This is a genomic window from Ancylobacter sp. TW_SC_1, from assembly GCF_056836805.1.
The window spans coordinates 3,304,014-3,321,459 of the sequence record NZ_CM166365.1 but is presented as its reverse complement, the minus strand read 5'-3'; the positions used below and the strand labels follow the sequence as shown (position 1 = coordinate 3,321,459).

Here is a 17,446-nt window from a genome sequence, read left to right as displayed (position 1 = left end):
AAGGGGCGCGTTCTCCGGCCTGCGAGACTGAGACCGACCCCGAAACACCGAGACCAAAACGAAAAAGGCGCCTCGCGGCGCCTTCTTGCATTCCGGGGCGAAGCCCTGCGTCGGTCAGATCACTTGATCTTGCCTTCGCGGAACTCGACATGCTTCTTCGCGACGGGGTCGTACTTCTTGACGACCAGCTTGTCGGTCATGGTACGCGAGTTCTTCTTGGTCACATAAAAGAAGCCGGTGTCGGCGCTCGACACGAGCTTGATCTTGATGGTCGTTGCCTTGGCCATGACCGGGTCTCCTGGGAGCGTGGCTTTCGAACGTGGTGGCGCCACGCCGAAGAAATCGGGTTCGCGCAGCATTCCTGCCGCTCGTTGCGCGTCCGTATCCGCGATCGGCGCGCGAATGTCAAGGAACGCGGATCAGCGGTCGCGCCAGATCTGTCCGGCCACCACCATCACATAGACCAGCAGGAAGGCGCCGATGACCCAGGCAAAGCCGTTGGGATCGAACAGTTGCATGCCGCTGCCGACCGCCGTCGGGCCGACCGTCAGGCCGATCGAGTAGAGCATGACGAAGGCGGCATTGGCGGTGGCGAGCGCCGCCCCGTCGAATCGCGCGCCGAGCAGGGCGAGGCCGACCGTGTAGAGGCCGGCGACGATTCCCGTGGTGACGAACACCGTGATCCACATCGACCAGCCGGCGATCGGCAGGTGCGGAATCAGGAAGGCGCCCGCCACGCCGACAATGCCGCAGCCGAGCAGCAGGCGCCGCCGGTCCACGCGGTCGCTCAGCAGGCCGAGGGGAAGCTGCAGGCCGACATTGCCGAGCTCGGCGATGGTGAGCAGCAGCGCCGCCTCGCCCTCGTCCAGCCCGCGCCGCAGGCCGTAGAGCGGCAGGAAGTTGATCAGCCCGGTCTCGACCGCGCCGAAGATGAAGGCGGCGAGCGTCGCCGCCGGCGCGATGCGCATCAGGCTCCAGACGCCGCGCGAGCTTTCCTTCTCGATCGCCGGCGCGCTGGAGGCGCCGATCATCACCGGAATGGCGGCGAGGGCGAAGAAGGCGGCGCCGCACAGATAGGGCGCCCAGCCATGCGTGCCGACGAGGCTCAGTATCGCCGGTCCGCCGGCGAAACCCATCGACAACACCGTGCCGTAGATGCCGATGACGAGCCCGCGCCGGTTGTTCGGCGCGGCCGCGTTGATCCAGAACTCGCTGACCACGAACAGCACGCACAGCGCCGCGCCGAAGATGAAGCGCAGCGGGAACCACAGCGCGAAGGACGCGGTGATCTTGAAGGCGACGAGGCTCAGCGCGGCGCTGACAAGGGCGCCCAGCAGCAGCGGCCCGGCGCCGACGCGGCGCACCAGATCCGGCAGGAAGGGCGCCAGCGTGATGGTGGCGATGCCGCCGACCGCGGTGTTGATGCCGATCCAGGTGCTGGAAATGCCCCGGTCGTGCAGCTCGAAGGCGAGCAGCGGGATGGAGAGGGCAAGGCCCAGCCCGACCACCGAGATGGCGCCGATCGCGGCGGCGATGGAGGCAATGTTCACGCCGCGAGGCTGGGCGGGGGCATGCATGACGGGCACCTAGCGTCGGGACACGGCGTCCCGGATCGCTGGCTCTAGCTCATGGAGGCCAAAAGTCGAATGACTTTTGGCAATGGGAGCATGCCGGGATTTTGTGGATTCGCCCCGACGCCGGGTACCGACGCCCGGCGCCCGTTCAGCCCAGCGCCTCGCGATACACCCGTCCGCGCCGCGTGTAGTAGAACGGCACGGGCTGCCAGGGGCGGTTGCCGCCGGCCAGCCGGGCCTCGACCTCGTCGATGATGGCGAGGGTGATGTCGGGCACGTCGGCCTTCTTCGCCTCGGCCAGCGTGAACCAGCCGGCCTCGACGAGTTCGGCGTCCGGGCCGACCACGCCGTCGGCACGATGAGCGACGTCGGTGACGTCCGCCATGAAGAAGCGGGTGTCGAAGCGCCGGGCGAGGCGCGGCGGGGTGACGGCGCGGGCGACGAAGGTCAGCGCCTCCAGATTGGGAAACACCCCGGCATCGGTGAAGGCGCCCCAGGCGGCGGGGAGCCCCTCCGGCACGCCGGCCTCGCGCGTGCCGACGAGATAGCCGGTCTCCTCGCAGGTCTCGCGAATGGCCGCCAGGGCCAGGGCGCGGGCGCGGGCGGCGCTGGGCCGGGCGACGCGCGCCAGCAGGCGGCGCTCGCTCTCGGTGTCGAGCAGGCCGTAGACCGGCACATGACGGTCGCCGGCATCGACGCGTCCGCCGGGGAAGACGAACCTGCCCGGCATGAAGCGCAGCGCCGGATTGCGGCGGCCGAGCAGCAGGCGGGGCGCGCGCTTCGAGCGGTCGACGAGCACCAGCGCCGCCGCGTCGGCGGGGCGGATGACCGGATGCGCGGCGTCGTCGCGCCGCTCGCGCGTGAAGCGCTCGGAAACGTCGGTCGGGGTCATGGTCTCAGGAGGATTTCAGCCCGGCAGGGCCGCCGGCCAGCGCCGTGTCCACGCGGCGGCTCGGCGGCACGGGATCGTGCTCCTCGTCCTTCGGGTCGAAGCCGTGCATGCGGATTGCCCACTGATAGGCGATGAGCGCGCCCTTCACCGGCGGCAGCAGCACCAGTGACAGGATGAGCGTCATCGGCAGCCAGATCGACAGGTGGATCCACAGCGCCGGATGCAGCGCCATCTCGACGGCGAGGAGGAGGGGCACCACGATATGGCCGACGATGGTGATCACCATGTAGGGCGGCGCATCGTCGGCGCGGTGGTGCCAGAGCTCCTCGCCGCAGTTCGGGCAGTGTTCGTTCACCTTCAAATAGGCACAGAACAACGCACCCTTGCCGCAGGCGGGACAGCGCATGCGCATCCCGTTCAGCATGGCGGGGCCGATCGGCCGATGGGGCTGAAGCTGCATCTTCCCGCGCCTCCTCGGCGCTATCTGCGCTTGCCGGCGCGCCCGGGACCACGGGAGCGCTCGTCGGGCCGGCGGTAGCGACCGCGACCGCCACCCGGGCGACGCTTGTCGCCAGCGACGTACTGTCCCTCTGATATAAGCTCGAATCGCAGCGCGCCAGCCACCGGCGCGGCTTCCACGAGCTTCACTTCGACGCGGTCGCCGAGCCGGTGCATCTCGCCGGTGCGGTCGCCGATCAGCGCGTGGCGGGCCTCGTCAAAGCGATAATAGTCCTGGCCGAGGGTTACGGCGGGGATGAAGCCGTCCGCGCCGGTGTCGTCCAGCGCGACGAACAGGCCGGCCTTGGTGACGCCGGAGATGCGCGCCTTGAACACGACGCCCAGCTGCTCGGCCATGTGGTGGGCGATCAGCCGGTCGATGGTCTCGCGCTCGGCCGCCATGGCGCGGCGCTCGCTGGCGGAGATCCGCGCCGCGATCTCGGCGAGCTGCTCGGGCGTCATCGTCTCCGGCAGGCCGTCGCGGCCGAGCCCGAGCCCGCGCACGAGCCCGCGATGCACGATCAGGTCGGCATAGCGGCGAATCGGCGAGGTGAAGTGCGCATAACGGCGCAGATGCAGGCCGAAATGGCCGTAATTCTCGTTGGCGTACTCGGCCTGCGCCTGGCTGCGCAGGATCACCTGGTTGACCAGCGGCGCGAGTTCCGAACCGTCCACCTTCGCGAGGATGTCGTTGAACTGCGCGGGGCGGACCGTCTCGCTCTTCGGCAGCTTGATGTCGATCGTCTGCAGGAATTCGCGCAGGCCCGACATCTTTTCCAGCGAGGGCTGGTCGTGCACCCGGTAGACGAGCGGGACGTGCTTGTCCTCCAGCGTCTCGGCGGCCGCGACATTGGCGAGGATCATGAACTCCTCGATCAGCTTGTGGGCGTCGAGGCGCTCGGGGACGATTACCTTGTCGACCGTGCCGTCAGGCTTGAGCAGGATCTTGCGCTCGGGCAGGTCGAGTTCGAGCGGCGCGCGGATGTCGCGCGCCTTCTTCACCACCGCATAGGCCGCCCAGAGCGGGCGCAGCACGTCGTCCAGCAGGGGGCGGGTCGTCTCGTCCGGCCGGCCGTCGATGGCCGCCTGCGCCTGCGCATAGGCGAGCTTGGCGGCCGAACGCATCATGATGCGGTGGAAGCCGTGGCGCTTCTTGCGGCCATTGGCGCCGACCACCATGCGCACGGCGATGGCCGGGCGGTCCTCCAGCGGGCGCAGCGAGCACAGGTCGTTGGAGATGCGCTCGGGCAGCATCGGCACCACCCGGTCGGGGAAATAGACCGAGTTGCCGCGCGCCAGCGCCTCGCGGTCGAGCGCGGTGCCGGGGCGCACATAGGCGGCGACGTCCGCGATGGCGACGGTGAGGATGAAGCCGCCCTCATTGTCCGGGTCGAGGTCCGGCGTCGCATGCACCGCGTCGTCATGGTCCTTGGCGTCGGGCGGATCGATGGTGACGAGCGGCAGGTCGCGCCAGTCCTCGCGGCCGGCGAGCGTCGCCGCCCTGGCGGCCTCGGCCTCGGCGATCGCCTCGCGGCGGAACACGCTGGGAATGCCGTGGGCGTGGATGGCGATGAGGCTGATCGCCTTCTCGGTCGAGACCGAGCCGAGCCGCTCCTTCACCTTGGCGGTGGGCAGTCCATAGGCGTGATGGCGGACGATCTCGACGGAGACCAGGTCGCCTTCCTGCGCGTCCCCGGCGAAGTCCGGCGGTATGGCGAGTTCGCGGCCCATATTGCGCTTGTCGATGGGAATGAGCCGGCCGCCGCCCTGCGCGTCGCGGCGGAAGATGCCGAGGGTGAGGGCGCGCGCCTTCTCGATCAGCTTGAGCACCCGGCCATTGTGGCGGATATGGCCGTCGGCCTCGGGAATCTCCTCGGTCTTCAGCAGCACCCGGTCACCGATGGCAGGCGCCGGCCCGGCCATCCGGCCGCGGCGGGCCAGCAGCACGAGGATGTGCGGTGCCTCGCCATGTTCCTCCTCGTCCCAGTCGATCGGGGTGGCGATCAGTTCGCCGTCCTCGTCGCGTTCGATCACTTCGGCCATGACGACGGCGGGCAGGGCGCCCGGCAGGTGCAGCTTGCGGCGCTTGCGGCCGATGAGGCCCTCCTCGGCAAGCGCGTGGAGCATCGCCTTCAGCGCGATACGGTCGCCGCCGTCGAGGCCGAAGGCGCGCGAGATCTCGCGCTTGCCGACGTCCCCGCCATGCGCGGCGACAAACGCCATCAATTCGTCGCGAGTGGGCAGGCCCTTGGTCAGTCCCTTCGGCAGGACAGGGCGGGCCGGCTTCCGACTCTTCGGTTTCGTTGGTTTACGCACGATTCCCCGCTCATGACATGGCCGTTGCGACGCTATCGGGATCGGACCGCCGCGTCGACCGGACTGTCGTCCTTCCGCTATGTAAGACGTTGGCGATCTCTTGCAATTGAAGGCCGATGCGCCGAATTTGCGCGCCTCTCACGGCGGATCGCGACGCCGACGCAGGAACCAGCCCCATGGATGCCCGTTCACCGGAGGCGGCCCCCGTCCCGCTTTCACATGCCGAAATACGCGTCATCATAACCGGCGTGATGGTCGCGATGTTCCTGAGCGCGCTCGACCAGACCATCATCGCGACGGCTCTGCCGACCATCGGGGCAAGCTTCGGCGATCTTGAGAACCTGTCCTGGGTCGTCACCGCCTATCTGCTCACCGGCACGGCGATCACGCCGCTGGTCGGCAAGCTGGCCGATATTCACGGGCCGCGCCCGGTGCTGTTGTGGTCCATCGGCCTGTTTCTCGTCGGCTCGGTGCTGTGCGCGCTGGCGCAGGGCATGGTGTGGATGATTCTGGGGCGGGCGGTGCAGGGGCTCGGCGGCGGCGGGCTGATCGCGCTGGCGCAGACCATCATCGGCATCCTGATCGCGCCGCGCGAGCGTGGGCGCTACCAAGGCTACTTCGCCATCGTGTTCATCACCTCCAGCATCGCCGGCCCGCTCCTCGGCGGCTTCTTTGCCGAGCATCTGCACTGGTCGCTGATCTTCTGGATCAACGTGCCGCTCGGCCTCGTGGCGGCGGCGATGAGCTACCATGCGCTGCGGCGCCTGCCGGCGCATCACCATCCGCACCGGCTCGACATCCTCGGCGCCGTGCTGATGTGCGCGGCGACCGTCGCCCTGCTGATGGCGCTGAGCTGGGGCGGCACGCATTTCCGCTGGTTCTCCGCGCCGATCCTCGGCCTGCTCGGGTTCTCTGCCGTGCTGTGGGTCGCCTTCGCGCTGCGCGTGGCGACCGCCACCGAGCCGCTGATGCCGATCGCGGTGCTTTCCAATCAGGTGGTGCGCACCGGCGTGCCGGCGGCCGCCTTCGCGATGGGCACGCTGGTCGGCCTGTCGATCCAGATGCCGCTCTATCTCGAGGGCGTGATGGGGCTGACCGCCTCGCAGTCGGGCGTCGCGCTCATCCCGCTCATGGCGGGCGTGGTGGTCGGCGCGACCGGCGCCGGCCGGGTGATGGGGCATGTGGCGCATTACAAGCGACTGCCGATCATCGGACTGATCGTCAGCATCGCGGCGCTTGCCGTACCGGCGATCTGGCCGTTCGGGCTGCCGGTCATCGCGGTCGCCATGGCGATGGGCGTGACCGGCATCGGGCTCGGCACCGTGCTGCCGATCTCCACCGTGGCGGTTCAGAACGCCGTGCCGCTGCCGCAGATGGGCACGGCGACCGGGGTGGTGAACCTGTTCCGCTCGCTGGGTGCGGCGGTGCTGACGGCGGGCTTCGGCGCGATCGTGATCGGGCTGTCCGGCATCGAGGGCAGCGCGCTGCTCGAGCGGCTGCTGGAAGGCCGCGCGCAGGTGGGCCCGCTCGCCGACGCCTTCCGCTGGGTGTTCGTCGCGGCGGCGGCGGCGCTCGCCGTGTCGCTCATCGCCATGATCGCCATGGAGGAGCGCCCCCTGCGCTCCGCCCACCCGTCCGCTCCGCTACCGGAGTAGGGGGCGGACGAGCCGGCAGCGCCGGCTCAGCCGCTCTTCTTCGCCGCTGCCTTCTTCGGTGCCGCGGTTTTCGTCGCGGCCGTCTTCGCGGCGGTCTTGGTCGAGGCCGTCTTCGTAGATGCCTTGGCCGTCTTCTTGGCAGCCGGCTTGGCGGCAGCCTTCGCCGGGGCGCGGCGGGCGGGCTTGACCGGGGCCGAGCCGGCCTTGGCGGTGATCAGCTCCACCGCCTGCTCCAGTGTCACCGTCTCCGGCGCCATGTCCTTGGGCAGGGTGGCGTTGACCTTGCCATGGTTCACATAGGCGCCGAAACGGCCCGGCCGCACCGTCACCGGCCCGCCGGCCGTGGGATGCTCGCCGAGCTCGCGCCCGCCCACCGCCGCGCGGCCGCGGCCGGGACCCTTGTTCTGCTTGTCGGCGATCAGTGCCACGGCGCGGTTGAGGCCGATCGACAGTACGTCGTCGCCGGCATCGAGATTGGCGTAGACCTTGCCGTGCTGGACATAGGGGCCGAAGCGGCCGATGCCGGCGAGGATGGGGTCGCCGCCGTCCGGATGCCGGCCGATCTCGCGCGGCAGCGAGAGCAGCGCGAGCGCCGTCTCCAGATCGACATCGGCGGGCGACAGGCCCTTGGGCAGGCTGGAGCGCTTGGGCTTTTCGCCGTCCTTGCCCTCGCCGAGCTGCAGATAGGTGCCGAAGCGGCCGTCGCGCACGGTGACCTCGAGCCCGGTCGCGGGATCGGTGCCGAGAACGCGCGTGCCGTTGGCTTCCGCCGGATTGTCGGAATCACCGCTCTGCGCCGCCAGCGGGCGGGTGAACTTGCACTCGGGATAGTTCGAGCAGCCGATGAAGGCACCGAACTTGCCGACCTTCAGCGACAGCCGGCCGGTTCCGCAGGTGGGGCAGATGCGCGGATCCGACCCGTCCTCTTTCGGAGGGAAGACGTGGGCGGTCAGCATCTCGTCGAGGGCGGAGATGACCTCGGAAACGCGCAGGTCCTTGGTCTCGCCAACGGCGGCGGTGAAGTCACGCCAGAAGTCCCGCAGCACATCCTTCCACTTCAGCTCGCCGCTCGAGATGAGGTCGAGCTTCTCCTCAAGGTCGGCGGTGAAGTCATATTCGACATAGCGGTCGAAGAAGCTCTCGAGGAAAGCGGTGACGAGCCGGCCCTTGTCCTCCGGCAGAAGGCGGCGCTTTTCCAGCCGCACATATTCGCGCTCGCGCAGCACGGCGAGCACCGAGGCGTAGGTCGAGGGACGGCCGATGCCGAGTTCTTCCATGCGCTTGACAAGCGAGGCTTCCGAATAGCGCGGCGGCGGCTCGGTGAAGTGCTGGTCGGCCTTGATGCCCTTGTTGGCGAGGCTTTCGCCGGCCGACATGGCCGGCAGGCGGCGGTTCTCCTCGTCCTCGTCGCCGTCGTCGCTGCCCTCGCGATAGAGGGTGAGGAAGCCGTCGAACTTGATGACGGTGCCGGTGGCGCGTAGCTCCAGCGCGCGGCCGGCAGCGGTCGCGTCGATGTCGACCGTGGTGCGTTCCAGTTCGGCCGATTCCATCTGGCTGGCGACGGTGCGCAGCCAGATCAGCTCATAGAGCTTGGCCTGGTCGGGTTCGAGCTGGCGCAGGACGTCCTTCGGGCGGCGCGTCAGGTCGGTCGGGCGGATCGCCTCATGCGCTTCCTGGGCGTTCTTCGCCTTGGCGGTGTATTTGCGCGGCGCCGAGGGGACATAGCGGTCGCCATAGTCCTGGCCGATCACCGAGCGGGCGCTCGCAACCGCCTCGGGCGCCATGTCGACGCCGTCGGTACGCATATAGGTGATGAGGCCGACCGTCTCGCCGCCGACGTCGATGCCTTCATAGAGGCGCTGCGCGATGCGCATGGTGATGGCGGGCGCGAAGCCGAGCTTGCGGCTGGCTTCCTGCTGCAGCGTCGAGGTGGTGAAGGGCGGGTAGGGGTGCCGGCGGCCGGGCTTGGCCTCGACCGAGCGCACCTTGTAGGCGGCACTTTCCAGCGCCGTGCGGAAGGCCGCCGCTTCCTCGGCCGTGCCGACGTCGAGGCGGGTGATCTTGTTGCCGTCGGCCCCGACCAGACGGGCCTCGAAGCTGTCGTCGCGCGGCGTCGCCAGCTGGGCGGCGATCGACCAGTACTCGCGCCGGACGAAGGTCTCGATCTCGCGTTCGCGGTCGCAGACGAGGCGCAGCGCCACCGACTGCACGCGGCCGGCCGAGCGGGCGCCCGGCAGCTTGCGCCACAGCACCGGCGAGAGGGTGAAGCCGACGAGGTAGTCGAGCGCCCGGCGGGCGAGATAGGCGTCGACCAGCGCCGCGTCGATGATGCGCGGATGCTTCATCGCATCCAGCACCGACTGCTTGGTGATGGCGTTGAACACCACGCGCGAGACCGGCTGGTCCTTGAGCGCGCGCTTTTCCTTCAGCACCTCAAGCACGTGCCAGGAAATCGCCTCGCCCTCGCGATCCGGATCGGTGGCGAGAATCAGGCCATCGGCCGCCTTCACCGCCTTGGCGATGTCGGACAGGCGCTTCTGCGCCTTGGGATCGATGTCCCAGAGCATGTGGAAATCGTGCTCGGGATCAACCGAACCGTCCTTGGCAGGGAGGTCGCGCACGTGTCCGTACGAGGCGAAGACCTCGTAGCCCGGTCCGAGATATTTGTTGATCGTCTTGGCCTTCGCAGGCGATTCGACGATGACGACCTGCATGAGCCCGACGCGTCCGTTTGTTATTCCAGCCCGAAGAGGCCGGGAAAATGGGGTAGCCGTCCCGGCCTGTCAAATGGCAAGCAGGACGCGTGCCGTCGCAGGGGCGGCGGGAGGGCCGTTTGCATGTCGTTGCGGGGCTTGCGCGGGAGGCTCGCAGCGCGTGCGGATGCCGTTCATATTCGAAATACACGCTATGGTCGCGCATCGTTCATAAATACACGTCAAGGTCGCGCTGTGTCAGGCTCCTGTGTTACCTTTTTGTCTCAAGCCAACAGCAACGGGTAGCATCCTGTGACCGAGACCGATCGCGATCCCGTCCGTCCGCGCGAAGCCGCGGACTATATCGCCACCATGGCTCATGAGCTGGCGACGATGGCGGCCGGGAGCGACATGGATGTTCTGCGCTACCTGCTGGAAATGGCGCGTGACGAGGCGCGGGCAATCTCCGTCGCGGAGAGAAACATCGGCGAAGGTTCCTAGCTGGCCAGCGAGACCGCCCCGTTGGAATGGCGCTCCAGCCGTCCTGCCAGTTCCAGCTCCAGCAGCAGGATCTGGACCTCGCTGACCGATGCGCCCGCCATCACCACCAGATCGTCGACCGGCAGCGGCGTCGGGCCGAGCAGGGTGAGCACCCTTGCGCGCATGTCGTCGCTCGGCTCGGGCATGTCCATCGCGTCGCCCGTCTCTTCCTCCATGATGAGCGGCGGTGGCCGGTCCCGCATGGCGGCGAGGATCTCCAGCACGTCCTCCGCTCCGGTCACGAGCGCCGCGCCCTGCTTGATCAGACCGTTGGTGCCGCCGGCGCGGGGATCGAGCGGCGAACCGGGGACGGCGAGCACTTCGCGTCCCTGCTCGGCGGCCATGCGCGCCGTGATCAGCGAGCCGGAACGCTCCGCCGCTTCCACCACCACGACGCCGAGCGACAGGCCGGACACCAGCCGGTTGCGGCGCGGGAAGTCGCGCGCCCGCGGCTCCCAGCCCATCGGCATTTCCGAGAGGACCGCGCCGTCCTGCGCGATGCGCTGCATCAGCGTCTCGTTCTCGCGCGGGTAGGGCCGGTCGTGCCCGCCGGCGATGACGGCGATGGTTCCGGTCTGCAGGCTCGCCTCGTGGGCTGCGGCATCGATGCCGCGGGCGAGGCCGGAGGCGACCGCCCAGCCGGCCGCGCCGAGCCCGCGGGCGATGCGCACCGTCATCGTCCGTCCAGCGCCGGATGCATTGCGCGAGCCGACGATGGCGACCGTCGGCAGGGCCAGCACCTCGGCCCGTCCGCGCACCGCCAGCAGGGGCGGGGCATCGTCGATCTGCCGGAGCAGGGCGGGGTATTCCGGCTCGCCCAGCGCGACGAAGCGTCCGCCGAGCCGCGCCAGCGCCTCGATCTCCGCCTCGGCCTGCGCGATCGAGGGAATGCGCGGCGCCAGCAGCCCGCCGCCGCGCCGCGCGAGGTCGGGCAGCGCCTCAAGTGCCGCCGCCGCGCCGCCGAAACGGTTGATCAGGCTACGGAAGGCGCGCGGGCCGACATTCTCCGAGCGGATCAGGCGGAGCCAGTCGCGGCGCTGTCCCGGATCGAGATGAACGCCGCGTCCGCTCAAGCCCTACCCCTTCTTGCCGATCCGGCCTTCCGTGCCGGCGAGGAGCCGGCGGATGTTGGCGCGGTGCATGATCCACAAAAGGGCGGTGAGGATAGCCAGCAATAGCCCGGTCTGCGGCGGGGCGAGCAGGAAGGCGGCGAGCGCGGTGAGCAGGCTCGCCACCAGCGCGGCGAGCGAGGAATAGCGCGTGACGAAGGCGACGGTGAGCCAGGCGGCGGCGAACACCAGCGCCGCCTGCCAGACGAGGGCGAGCGTCACGCCGAGGAAGGTCGCCACGCCCTTGCCGCCCTTGAAGCCGAGCCAGACCGGGAAAAGGTGGCCGAGAAAGGCGCCGAGCGCGGCGGGCAAGACGCCGTTCTCGCCGATCAGCCAGCCGGCGAGCAGCACGGCGACGGTGCCCTTCAGCGCGTCGCCCAGCAGCGTCGCGGCGGCCAGGCCCTTGCGGCCGGTGCGCAGCACATTGGTGGCGCCGATATTGCCGGAGCCGATGCTGCGTATGTCCTGCGTCCCGGCGAGGCGGGTCAGGATCAGGCCGAACGGAATCGAGCCGAGCGCGTAGCCAAGCAGCAACGCGACATAGCTCGACAGAGGGGGCAGGGACCAGCTCATGCCTGCGACCTTATAGGCTTTCTGCGGAATGCACAGGTGGCGACGGCAATGCCGCCGGTTCCGTCACACGTACTCATATACCGTGCGGCCGGCAACCAGCGTGCGCACGACGCGGCCCTCGAAGCGGGCCTCGTCGAAGGGCGTGTTGCGGCAGCGCGACTTGAGCGTCGAGGGATCGAGCAGCCAGGCGTCGTCGGGCGCGATGAGGGCGATGTCGGCCTTCCGGCCGGGGCGCAGCGTGCCGCCGGAAAGGCCGAGCAGCTCGGCCGGGCGGGTCGACATGGCGCGGATCAGCGTCATGAGGTCGAGATGGCCGTCCTTCACCAGCCGCAATCCGGCCGCGAGCATGGTCTCCAGCCCGACCGCGCCGAACGCGGCCTCCGAGAAGGGCAGGCGCTTCACGTCGACGTCCTGCGGATTGTGATCGGAGACGATGACGTCGATCAGCCCCTCCGCCACGGCCTCGACCAGCGCCACCCGGTCCTCCTCGGCCCGCAGCGGTGGGGTCAGCTTGAAGAAGGTGCGGTAGCCGACCACGTCGCGCTCGTTGAGCGTGAGGTGGTTGATGGAGGCGGAGGCGGTGACATTGATGCCGGCATCCTTGGCGCGGCGCAGCACCTCGAGCGATTCCGCGCAGGTGAGCGAGGCCGCGTGGTAGCGTCCGCCGGTGATCGAGGCGAGGCGCACGTCGCGCTCGAAGATGATGGTCTCGGCCGCCTTGGACAGGCCGGCGAGGCCGAGCCGCGAGGCGAGCTCGCCCTCGTTCATCACGCCCTCGCCGGCGAGGCTGGCATCTTGCGTGTGGTGGACGATCAGCGCGCCGAAATCGCGGCCATAGGTCAGCGCGCGGCGCAGCACCTGCGCCGAATCGATCGAGCGCGTGCCGTCGGTGAAGGCGACCGCGCCGGCCGCGCCCAGCAGGCCGATCTCGGTCATCTCCCGTCCCTCCATCCCCTTGGTCAGGGCGGCCATGGGATGGACATGGACGATGGCGGTGTCGCGGGCGCGGCGCAGGATGAAGTCGACGATGGCCGGATCGTCGATCACCGGGTCGGTGTCGGGCTGGCAGATGATGGTGGTGACGCCGCCCGCCGCCGCCGCCTGGCTCGCCGAGGCCAGCGTCTCGCGGTGCTCGGCGCCCGGCTCGCCGATGAAGGCGCGCATGTCGACGAGGCCGGGCACGGCGATGAGACCGCGGCAGTCGACGATCTCGGTGTCCGGCGGCAGGCCGGCATGGGTGAGGTCAGGCGCGATGTCCTTGATCACGCCGTCGGCGACGAGGATGTCGCCCTGCGTGTCGAGGTCGCGCGAGGGGTCGATGATGCGCGCCTTGGCGAGCAGGGTTGGGCGGGGCTCATGCATTGGACAGGTTCCCCGGCAGGGTCCGCGACAGCGCGTCCAGCACGGCCATGCGGACGGCGACACCCATCTCGACCTGCTCGCGGATGAGCGACTGGGCGCCGTCGGCGACCGCCGAGTCGATCTCGACGCCGCGATTCATCGGGCCCGGGTGCATCACCAGCGCATCCGGCTTGGCGTAGCGCAGCTTGGCCTCGTCGAGGCCCCAGAAATGGAAATATTCCTTCACCGAGGGGACGTAGGAGCCGTTCATGCGCTCGCGCTGCAGGCGCAGCATCATGACGATGTCGACGTCCTCCAGCCCGCGCCGCATGTCGCCGAACACCTTGACGCCGAAGCGTTCTATGCCCTTCGGCAGCAGCGTCGGCGGGGCGATGACGCGCACCTGCGCGCCGAGCGCCTGCAGCAGCAGGATGTTGGAGCGGGCGACGCGCGAATGGGTGATGTCGCCGCAGATGGCGACGGTCAGCCCCTGGATGCGACCCTTGTTGCGGCGGATGGTGAGTGCGTCCAGCAGCGCCTGCGTGGGGTGCTCATGCGCGCCGTCGCCGGCATTGACCACCGAGCAGTCGACCTTGCGGGCGAGCAGTTCGGCGGCGCCCGAGGCGCTGTGGCGCACGATCAGCACGTCCGGATGCATCGCGTTGAGCGTCGCCGCGGTGTCGATGAGCGTCTCGCCCTTCTTCACCGAGGAGGTGCTGACCGACATGTTCATCACGTCGGCGCCGAGCCGCTTGCCGGCGATCTCGAACGAGGACTGGGTCCGCGTCGAGGCCTCGAAGAACAGGTTGATCTGGGTGCGGCCGCGCAGCGTCGCCCGTTTCTTCTCGACCTGCCGGTTGAGAACGACGAACTCTTCGGCGAGGTCGAGCAGGCCGACGATCTCGTCGGGCGACAGGCCCTCGATGCCAAGCAGGTGCCGACGCTGGAGGGTGAAGCTGGCAGTCGGGTTCGATGTCATATCGAAGTCGGCTGGATAGACGCAGCGAGGGCTCACCGCAAGCACTTAAGCGCGCTGTCCCGACATTCGCTCACAGATGGGCGACGGCGGCGATGATGAGCGGCATGGTCAGCGCGGCAAGGATGGTCTGCACGGTGAGGATCTCGGCCAGCAGCGGCGCGTCGCCGCCCATCTGCCGGGCCAGCACGTAACCGTTCGGCGCGGAGGGCACGGAAGCGCCGACGGCGACGATCAGCAAATCGACCTCGCGCAGCCCGAGCAGCAGGCCGAGGCCGACCGCGAAGGCCGGCAGGAGCGCCAGCTTGACGAGGCAGGTGAACCAGGTCGCCGCGCGCGGCCGGCGCAGGTCGCCGAGCCGAAGCCCGGCACCGACCACCAATAGGCCGAGTGCCAGCGAGGCGCGGCCGAGCACGTCGCCGAAGGTCATGAGCACCGGCGGTATCGGCAGGTCGACGGCATTGATCGCGGCGCCGGCGGCGCAGGACCAGATGAACGGGTTGCGCACGAGCTGGAGCAGCAGCAGGCGGTTGTCCGCCGCGCCGTTCTCGCCGTGCCGCGCCAGCACGATCACGCTGAGCGTATTGAGCACGGGAATCATCACCGCCAGCCCGACCGCCGCCACGGCGAGCCCGCGCGGCCCGGCCAGCGAGCCGGAGACGGCGAGGGCGATATAGGTGTTCCAGCGCAGCGCACCCTGGAAGACCGAGGTGTAGCTGGGGCCGGGAAGGCTGAAGAGACGGCAGATCGGCCGGCGGGCGAGGCTCAGCAGGATGCCGACAATGGCGATCGAGCCGAGGAGGGCGGACGACACCTCGACCACCGCGACCTCGCCGAGCTCGGCACGCGCGATGCTGACCACCAGCAGAGCGGGAAACAGCACGAAATAGGTCAGCCGCTCCAAGGCGATCCAGTGCGAGGCCTCCGGCAGCAGGCCGCGCTTGAGCACAGCGCCGAGGGCAATGATGAGGAAGACCGGCACCAGGGAGCCGAGCACCGCCGCCATGGTCAGCCGCGCTCCATCTCAGCCGCGCTCGGCGATGAAGCGCAGCCGGTCGAGCGCGCCCTGCAGGATGAAGGCGGCGGCCTGCTGGTCCACCACCTCGGCGCGCCGCGCCCGGCTCATGTCGGTGGCGATCATCTCGCGCTCGACGGCGGCGGTGGAGAGGCGCTCGTCCCACAGGATGATCGGCAGTTCGGTCAGCCGGGCGAGATTGCGGGCGAAGGCCCGCGTGGCCTGGGCGCGTGGCCCTTCGCTGGCGTCCATGTTCACCGGCAGGCCCAGCACGAAGCCGACTGCGCCGCGCGCGCCGGCAAGGGCGAGGATGCGCCCGGCATCCGGCGTGAACTGCTTGCGGGCGATGGTCTCCACGCCGGCGGCGATCCGGCGGTCGGGGTCGGAACTCGCCACGCCGATGGTCTTGGTGCCGAGGTCGAGCCCGATCAGCCCGCCGCGGGACGGCAGGAGCGGGGCGGCGTCGGTGACGGTGAGGATCGCGGCGGCCATGATGCACGCTCGCCTAGCATGACCGCCGGGCCGACGCCATGGCCGCCGGTTCGGCGCGCTTGTGTCGCTGGCCGGGCGCCCTATGTTCCCCGGCGCTCCCCTGCACTGAATGAGGAACGGCGATGAAGATCACCTGGTTCGGCCACGCGGCATTTCGGCTCGACTTCGCGGACAGGTCGCTGCTGATTGACCCCTTCCTGAACGGGAATCCCGCCTTTGACGGCGATGCCGCCGCCGTGACGGACGGCGCCGGCCATGTACTGCTCACCCATGGCCATGGCGACCATGTCGGCGACACCGTGGCGATTGCCGAGGCCAACGGGGCGACGGTGGTGGCCAACGCCGATCTCGCCGACTGGCTCGGCACGCTGGGCGTGGCCAGGATCGAGCCGATGAATACCGGCGGCACCATCCATCTCGACGGTTTCTCCGTGAGCATGGTCCGGGCCGACCATTCCTCGGGCATGATCACCGACGGCGGCTCGGTCTATCTCGGCAATCCGAACGGCCTCGTGGTGAAGGCGCCGGGCGAGCCGACGGTCTGGCACATGGGCGACACCGACATCTTCTCGGACATGGCGCTGATCGCGGAGATCCACAAGCCGGACATCGTGATCGTGCCGATCGGCGATCGTTTCACCATGGGGCCGGAAGTGGCGGCGCTCGCCGTGTCGCGCTATCTCGGCGGCCTCACCGTCATTCCCGCGCACTACGCATCCTTCGGCCTGCTCGAGCCGAATGCCGACCGCTTCGTCGCGCTGGTCGGCGAAGAGGCGACGGTGGTCGTTCCCGAGAAGGGCGTGCCGGTCGAGCTCGGCCGGGCCTGAGGCTCCTCAGCCGTCGCCGATGGCCGCGAGAGCCTGGCGCACGGCGCTCGCCTGCCGCACCAGCGCGGTGGCGATGAAAGCTTCCATCGCGTCCATCAGTGGCGGTTCGGGCAGAATGCCGGGACCGCCCTGCTCGCGGGCCTCGATCCGCCGCACCAGCCCCGCTTCGGCCGCCTTCTGCACGATATCGACGACATGGGAGCGTGAGACCCGGTAGGTACGGGCGAGCTGGGAGACCGACAGCGGCAGGCCGGACGGCCCTATCCCGAACAGGGCGAAGGCGATCATCAGCCCGCCGTCGCGGTCGGCGAAGAGCCCCAGCTCGGGAATGTCGAAGACCGGGCGCCAGCCGCCGCGCAGCGGTTCGAGCAGCGCATGGATATAGGCGGCGAGGAACGCCTCGTCGTCGAGATGCCGCAGGCCCAGCTCGCCTTCCGGCAGGACCAGCTTCACCGTGCTCAGTATGATCTCCCAGCGGCTCTTGTGCACCGCGAGCAGCCGTTCCGTCACGACCAGACGCCGCCGGCGGCGGTCGGTGTCGGGCACCGGAGCCACCAGCCCGAGCAGGCGGAAGGCGGCGAGTATCGCCGTGACGCGTCCCGTGCTGCACAGGTTCAGCGCGGCGGCCTCGGCCTTCAGCCGTCCCGCCGTGAGGCCTGGTGCGGCGGCCGATTCGAAATGCATGTCGAGCATCAGCAGGGCGAGGATGATTCGCCCCCGGTCATTCAGGATTCGAGTCAGCAGCACGTTGCCGCGATAGGCGGTGCCGAGCTTGATCGCCGCCTGCCGGGCAATCCAGGGAAAATCGGGACGCGCGCGCAGGCGCGCACGTGCCTGCGCCTCGCCGGGCATCAGCGCCTCGAACCGGCTCGTCTCCAGGGTGGCCGACGTTGCCGGCGCGGCGCTTCTTGCAAACGGGGGCACGCCTCACGCCTCGTGGTTGCG

At 69.5% G+C, this 17,446-nt stretch carries 16 protein-coding genes; 3 read left to right on the top strand and 13 right to left on the bottom strand.

What is annotated here, in order from left to right:
* Window positions 1-119 precede the first annotated feature (119 nt).
* From rpmG to rnr, 5 genes are all read right to left on the bottom strand, one after another.
* Window positions 120-287, bottom strand: coding sequence for a 50S ribosomal protein L33 (rpmG, locus tag AC1PZ7_RS15540; RefSeq protein ID WP_013166321.1), 168 nt, complete (start codon window positions 285-287; stop codon window positions 120-122).
* A gap of 132 nt (window positions 288-419) precedes the next feature.
* Window positions 420-1,577 (bottom strand): MFS transporter, encoded by a 1,158-nt coding sequence (locus tag AC1PZ7_RS15535; RefSeq protein WP_482356116.1) that lies wholly within the window; start codon window positions 1,575-1,577, stop codon window positions 420-422.
* A 145-nt stretch (window positions 1,578-1,722) separates the two neighbouring features.
* Window positions 1,723-2,466 carry an NUDIX hydrolase gene (locus tag AC1PZ7_RS15530; protein ID WP_482356115.1) on the bottom strand — a complete coding sequence of 248 codons (744 nt, stop codon included), beginning with the start codon at window positions 2,464-2,466 and terminating at the stop codon, window positions 1,723-1,725.
* 4 nt (window positions 2,467-2,470) lie between these two features.
* Window positions 2,471-2,950, bottom strand: a complete 480-nt coding sequence (locus AC1PZ7_RS15525) for a DUF983 domain-containing protein (RefSeq protein ID WP_482359655.1) — start codon at window positions 2,948-2,950, stop codon at window positions 2,471-2,473.
* A complete protein-coding gene (gene rnr, locus AC1PZ7_RS15520; protein ID WP_482359654.1) occupies window positions 2,947-5,232 on the bottom strand; it encodes a ribonuclease R in 2,286 nt (761 codons plus the stop codon). The genes AC1PZ7_RS15525 and rnr overlap by 4 nt, the downstream gene beginning before the upstream one ends.
* 224 nt (window positions 5,233-5,456) lie before the next feature.
* Between rnr and AC1PZ7_RS15515 the strand changes: the two genes are divergently transcribed.
* The gene (locus AC1PZ7_RS15515) at window positions 5,457-6,935 is read left to right on the top strand and encodes an MDR family MFS transporter (protein ID WP_482356114.1); all 1,479 of its coding nucleotides are present in this window, start codon (window positions 5,457-5,459) and stop codon (window positions 6,933-6,935) included.
* A 26-nt stretch (window positions 6,936-6,961) separates the two neighbouring features.
* On the opposite strand, the gene topA is transcribed toward AC1PZ7_RS15515, so the two are convergent.
* On the bottom strand, window positions 6,962-9,649 hold the full coding sequence (gene topA, locus AC1PZ7_RS15510) for a type I DNA topoisomerase (protein ID WP_482356113.1): 2,688 nt from the start codon (window positions 9,647-9,649) through the stop codon (window positions 6,962-6,964).
* A gap of 291 nt (window positions 9,650-9,940) precedes the next feature.
* Here topA and AC1PZ7_RS15505 point away from each other — a divergent pair, with 291 nt between their 5' ends.
* Window positions 9,941-10,129: a hypothetical protein gene (locus tag AC1PZ7_RS15505; RefSeq protein WP_482356112.1), complete on the top strand. Its 189-nt coding sequence runs from the start codon at window positions 9,941-9,943 to the stop codon at window positions 10,127-10,129.
* Here the strand turns inward: AC1PZ7_RS15505 and dprA are convergent.
* From dprA to ruvX, 6 genes are all read right to left on the bottom strand, one after another.
* Window positions 10,126-11,241: a DNA-processing protein DprA gene (gene dprA / locus AC1PZ7_RS15500; RefSeq protein WP_482356111.1), complete on the bottom strand. Its 1,116-nt coding sequence runs from the start codon at window positions 11,239-11,241 to the stop codon at window positions 10,126-10,128. The genes AC1PZ7_RS15505 and dprA overlap by 4 nt on opposite strands.
* 3 nt (window positions 11,242-11,244) lie before the next feature.
* Window positions 11,245-11,850 (bottom strand): glycerol-3-phosphate 1-O-acyltransferase PlsY, encoded by a 606-nt coding sequence (gene plsY / locus AC1PZ7_RS15495; RefSeq protein WP_482356110.1) that lies wholly within the window; start codon window positions 11,848-11,850, stop codon window positions 11,245-11,247.
* A gap of 63 nt (window positions 11,851-11,913) precedes the next feature.
* Window positions 11,914-13,212 carry a dihydroorotase gene (locus tag AC1PZ7_RS15490; RefSeq protein WP_482356109.1) on the bottom strand — a complete coding sequence of 433 codons (1,299 nt, stop codon included), beginning with the start codon at window positions 13,210-13,212 and terminating at the stop codon, window positions 11,914-11,916.
* Window positions 13,205-14,170 (bottom strand): aspartate carbamoyltransferase catalytic subunit, encoded by a 966-nt coding sequence (locus AC1PZ7_RS15485; protein ID WP_482356108.1) that lies wholly within the window; start codon window positions 14,168-14,170, stop codon window positions 13,205-13,207. Before AC1PZ7_RS15485 ends, AC1PZ7_RS15490 begins: the two co-directional genes overlap by 8 nt.
* 70 nt (window positions 14,171-14,240) lie before the next feature.
* On the bottom strand, window positions 14,241-15,173 hold the full coding sequence (locus tag AC1PZ7_RS15480) for an AEC family transporter (protein ID WP_482356107.1): 933 nt from the start codon (window positions 15,171-15,173) through the stop codon (window positions 14,241-14,243).
* Between the two features lie 18 nt (window positions 15,174-15,191).
* Window positions 15,192-15,674, bottom strand: coding sequence for a Holliday junction resolvase RuvX (ruvX, locus tag AC1PZ7_RS15475; protein WP_482356106.1), 483 nt, complete (start codon window positions 15,672-15,674; stop codon window positions 15,192-15,194).
* A 122-nt stretch (window positions 15,675-15,796) separates the two neighbouring features.
* On the opposite strand from ruvX, the gene AC1PZ7_RS15470 reads away from it, so the two are divergent.
* The gene (locus tag AC1PZ7_RS15470; protein WP_482356105.1) at window positions 15,797-16,501 is read left to right on the top strand and encodes a metal-dependent hydrolase; all 705 of its coding nucleotides are present in this window, start codon (window positions 15,797-15,799) and stop codon (window positions 16,499-16,501) included.
* A 6-nt stretch (window positions 16,502-16,507) separates the two neighbouring features.
* On the opposite strand, the gene AC1PZ7_RS15465 is transcribed toward AC1PZ7_RS15470, so the two are convergent.
* Window positions 16,508-17,425 carry a hypothetical protein gene (locus AC1PZ7_RS15465; RefSeq protein ID WP_482356104.1) on the bottom strand — a complete coding sequence of 306 codons (918 nt, stop codon included), beginning with the start codon at window positions 17,423-17,425 and terminating at the stop codon, window positions 16,508-16,510.
* Window positions 17,426-17,446 lie beyond the last annotated feature (21 nt).